This window comes from Paracraurococcus ruber (assembly GCF_004353985.1).
GTDB lineage: Bacteria > Pseudomonadota > Alphaproteobacteria > Acetobacterales > Acetobacteraceae > Paracraurococcus > Paracraurococcus ruber.
On the sequence record NZ_SMOA01000382.1, the window covers coordinates 1 to 4,126 of the forward strand.

The 4,126-nt window shown below is 77.1% G+C and carries 3 protein-coding genes; 1 reads left to right on the forward strand and 2 read right to left on the reverse strand.

Annotation, left to right across the window (positions count from 1 at the left end):
• On the forward strand, positions 1–618 hold a 618-nt coding region (locus E2C05_RS29425; RefSeq protein ID WP_240046945.1), incomplete at its 5' end, for a DUF3237 domain-containing protein.
• Between the two features lie 278 nt (positions 619–896).
• Here the strand turns inward: E2C05_RS29425 and E2C05_RS29430 are convergent.
• On the reverse strand, positions 897–1,868 hold the full coding sequence (locus E2C05_RS29430; protein ID WP_133223177.1) for a Bug family tripartite tricarboxylate transporter substrate binding protein: 972 nt from the start codon (positions 1,866–1,868) through the stop codon (positions 897–899).
• 868 nt (positions 1,869–2,736) lie between these two features.
• Positions 2,737–3,843, reverse strand: coding sequence for a DSD1 family PLP-dependent enzyme (locus E2C05_RS29435; RefSeq protein WP_133223178.1), 1,107 nt, complete (start codon positions 3,841–3,843; stop codon positions 2,737–2,739).
• Between the last annotated feature and the right edge of the window lie 283 nt (positions 3,844–4,126).

Sequence of the window (4,126 nt, forward strand, 5' to 3'; positions counted from 1 at the left end):
GGCCGCCCGCGCAGCCGCCCGGCCGGCGCCGCCTCGACCGCGGGGCGCCCGGCCGCCGTTGCCAGGCCGGTGGCGCGGCGCGGGGCGGCGGTCCAGCATGGCGGCCATCCGCGGCAGGGCGGGCAGCGGCCACGTGCCGCAACCGGGCGGGAGGAACGGGTGACGACGACACCGGCGATGGAGTTCATCGGGCAGGTGGAGGTGGCGGTCGGGCCGCCCCGCCGCATCGGCGCCGGGCCGGGCGGGGAGCGGCGGATCATCCCCATCCTCGGCGGCCGCGTCGGCGGCCCGCGGCTCCAGGGCGAGGTGCTGCCGGGCGGCGCCGACTACCAGCTCATCCGCCCGGACGGCGTGGCGGAGATCGAGGCGCGCTACACCCTGCAACTGACCGATGGCGCGCTGGTCTATGTCGTGAACCGCGGCATCCGCCATGCGGCGCCGGAGGACATGGCGCGGCTGCTGCGCGGCGAGCCGGTGCCGGCCGAGCGGGTCTATTTCCGCACCGCCCCGGTCTTCGAGACCGCGGCGCCGGCGCTGCAATGGCTGCATCGCAGCCTCTTCCTCGGCCTGGGGGAGCGGCAGCCGGAGACCGTGATCATCCGGATCTTCTCGGTCTGAGGTCCTCCCCGCTGCGTTCGCAGCCACCGGCTGCGAACGCAGCGGGTCAGCAGGCCACCGCAAGCAAGGGCGCGTGGTCCGAACCGAGGGGCGCCGCCGGTGGCGGCGGATTTCGGATCCGGGACACCGGGGCGGTTGCCGTGCGCCATGGCGGACGGCAACCGCCCGGGTCATGCGACTCGACGCGCCTCTTCACCCGCTCGGGTGTTTCCACCTGATCGGCATCCGCCCCGGGCGGCGGCACACCCGCCCCGCCCGCGGCGCGGCGGCAGCCTGACCTATTCGATGGCGCGGAAGCCGGTGGCCCGCACCACCTCGGCCCAGCGGCCGCGTTCGGCCTGCATCAGCGCGGCGAACTCCGCCCGGTCGCCGGCCCAGGGGCGGAACCCGGCCTCCTGCAGCTTCGCCGCCAGCGCCGGCATCCGCGCCGCGCGCAGCACCGCGCCCTCCAGCGCCTCCTGCACCGGGGCCGGCACGGCGGCCGGCGCCACGAGGCCGAACCAAGCGCTGAATTCCAGGCCGGGGCGGCCGAGCTCGGCCATGGTCGGCACCTCCGGCAGCAGCGGGCTGCGCGCCGGGCCGGTGACGGCCAGCGCCTTCAGCCGCCCCGCCCGCACCTGCTGCGCCACCACCGCCATCGTGCCGAACATCCCGTGCACCGTGCCGTTCAGCACCGCCCCCATGGCATCGCCGGTGGCGCGGAAATGCACCGGCTCCACCGGCAGCGCTTCCGCCGCGCCCAGCATGGCGGCGCCGAAATGCCCCGGGGTGCCGGCGCCGAAGGTGCCCATGGACAGCTGCGCCTGGGCCTTGGCCCAGCGGACATAGCTGGCCAGGTCCTCCACCGGCAGCGCCGCCGGGACCACCAGGGCGAAATCGGCCGCCGCCAGCCGCGCCACCGCGGCGAAGTCACGCGCCGGGTCATAGGCCAGCCTTGCATAGGTGCTGGGCGCCATGGCCAACTGCCCGACCTCCCCGAGCAGGAGGGTGGTGCCGTCGGCGGGGGCGGATTTCGCCGCCTCTTGCGCCGCGATCAGCCCGCCGGCGCCGGGCCGGTTATCCACCACCACGCCGGCCGGCACCGCATCCTTCAACGCATCCGCCACCAGCCGGGCCAGCAGGTCCGGGCCGCTGCCGGCGGCGAAGCCCAGCAGGATCCGCAGCGGCCGGTCCGGCAGGGCGGCGCGCGCCGCGATGGGCAGGATGGCCAGGCCGGCCAGCGCGGCACGGCGGCCGAGGCGCAGGGTCATGGATGCGGTTTCCCCCGATCTCGCCGCCGCCGGATCCGCGGCGGCGATCGATGCGCCTACCGGAACGGGCGATCCCGCACCCTGTCAATGGGCCCGGGGCCTGCGGCGCCACCGCCCCGGCGAGGGCCTGCCCCTGCACGGCCGGCGGCCGCGACGCCCGCCGCCGGGCCTGCGCTGGCGGCGGCTCGGGCGACCCTGCGGGCCGATGGGGCCAGGCCCGGCGATCCCGCCGCCGATCAGGGCGCCGGAGCCCGGCGACGGACCGGTGCATGGCCGACGGCGGGAGGAGGAGGATGCCGGCGACGTGCCGGACCGTCACGCCCGGCGCGGCGATCGCGGCGAAGCCGGCCGGCGTGGCGATGCTGGCCGGGCCGCTGCGTCCACCGGCGAGCCGCCCGTCGAGCCCGACGCCGTGCTCCTTCGGGCGGGCGCCCGGCGACCGGCGCTGCCGCCGGACGGGGTGCCGAAGCCGATCCCGACCCGGCGGAAGCGCCCGCCACCGGCCCGCCGGATGCCGGCCTCGGCCCCGGCCGGGCGCTCATCGCCCGACCTCGCGCCAGGCCGGACGACGCCCCCGGCGATGCGGCGGCCGCGCGGTCGCCGCGATCCCGGTCGGGGCTGCGCCGGCCCCGGTCGCGCCGCCGAGGATGGCGTGGCTGGCCGACAAAGGTGGTCGCCGCGGCCGCCATGGTCCCCGCCGCCTTCGGCCCCGGCGTGCGGCACCGGGATCCTGGCGTCGGGCAGCCCACGCCCGCATCTGCCGGACCGGCGCGCATCGGGAAGGCCGCGAATGCCACCCGCCCAGGCCATCATCGCCCGGACGCCTGCCGGCCCGGAGGCCGGAGCACCCCCTGCCCGTCCCGCAGGCCTACGCCATCAGCCCGCGGGCGGCGATCGGCCAGAGGCACTCCACCCGGCCCTTGCGCACCCCGACATACCAGTCGTAGCGATCGACCGTCGGGTCGCAATGGCCCGGCACCAGGCGCAATTTCTCGCCCAGCGCCGGCGCCGCCCCATCCTCCACCAGCAGCTTGCCGTGCTCGTCGGAAGCCGAGGCGAAGCGCAGGCCCGGCCTGCCATGCACCAGGGGCAGGCCGCTATCCACCGCCACCGCCTTGTGCCCGGCATCCACCACCGCGACGCCGGGCACCGCCCGGCTCATCACCGTCGCCAGGACGAAAAGGCTCTGGCGGAAGGGCGGCGGCACGTCGTTGCGGGCATAGTCGGCATCCATGAAGGCGTAGGAACCCGCCTGGATCTCGGTATAGACGCCGCTCGCCGCCTCCAGCGCGAAGGTGCCGGTGCCACCGCCGCCCACCACCGGGCAGTCGAGGCCGCGCTGCCGCAGCTGCTCCACCGTGCGGCGGGTGACCTCGGCGGCATGGGCGATGGCCGCCTCGCGCTCCCCCGGGCTGCGCTTGTGCTGGGCGCTGCCGTGGTAGCTCTGCAGCCCGCCGAAGCGGAGATGCGGGCTGGCGGCGATGCGCTCGGCCAGCGCCACCGCCGCCGGCCCCGGCTCCACCCCGCAGCGGGACGCGCCGCAATCGATCTCCACCAGCACCGGCAGCCGCACCCCGGCGGCCTCGGCCGCGGCGGCGATCTCGGCCACCTGGCCGGCATCGTCGGCGCAGACGGCCACCTGCGCGATGCCGGACAGCGCCGCCAGCCGGGCGAGCTTCGCGGCGCCGACCACCTGGTTGCTGACCAGGATGTCGGGGACGCCGCCCCAGGCCAGCGCCTCCGCCTCCCCCACCTTCTGCACGCATTGGCCGATGGCGCCTCGGGCCAGCTGCAGCCGGGCGATCACCGCCGATTTGTGGGTCTTGGCATGGGCGCGGAGCTTCGCCCCGGTGGGCGCCAGCAGCGCCGCCATCGCATCCAGGTTGGCCTCGAAGGCATCGAGGTCGAGGAGCAGGGCGGGGGTGTCCACCTCCTCCTCCATCATCCCTGGCTCGGCGGGCGGCGGCTGCAGCATGGGCAAGCGACTCCGGATTTCGGCGCGATCCTCCATGATGCCAGGGACGCGGCGGCCATGAATTGATCTGGCGCAAAGCGACGCCGCCTTTGGGGGGGCCGCGCCAGCCATCCCGAAGGGAGCGGCAGGGTCGCGCTGGCGGCGCGTGCGGGGGCCGGCGCGGTTGGTGTGCCTGAAGCGAGGGGTGCCCGAGGGCGGGTGCCTGGGGGGCTTCCGCGCGGGCCGCGCAGGGCCCGGCGGCAGGGGCCGCGGCCGGCCGGCCGGCGGGCGGATCCGCCGCGGC

Excerpts from the sequence above, each read along its gene's own strand:
- E2C05_RS29430 (WP_133223177.1), bottom strand. The coding sequence starts at position 1,868 with ATGACCCTGCGCCTCGGCCGCCGTGCCGCGCTGGCCGGCCTGGCCATC.
- E2C05_RS29435 (WP_133223178.1), bottom strand. The coding sequence starts at position 3,843 with ATGCTGCAGCCGCCGCCCGCCGAGCCAGGGATGATGGAGGAGGAGGTG.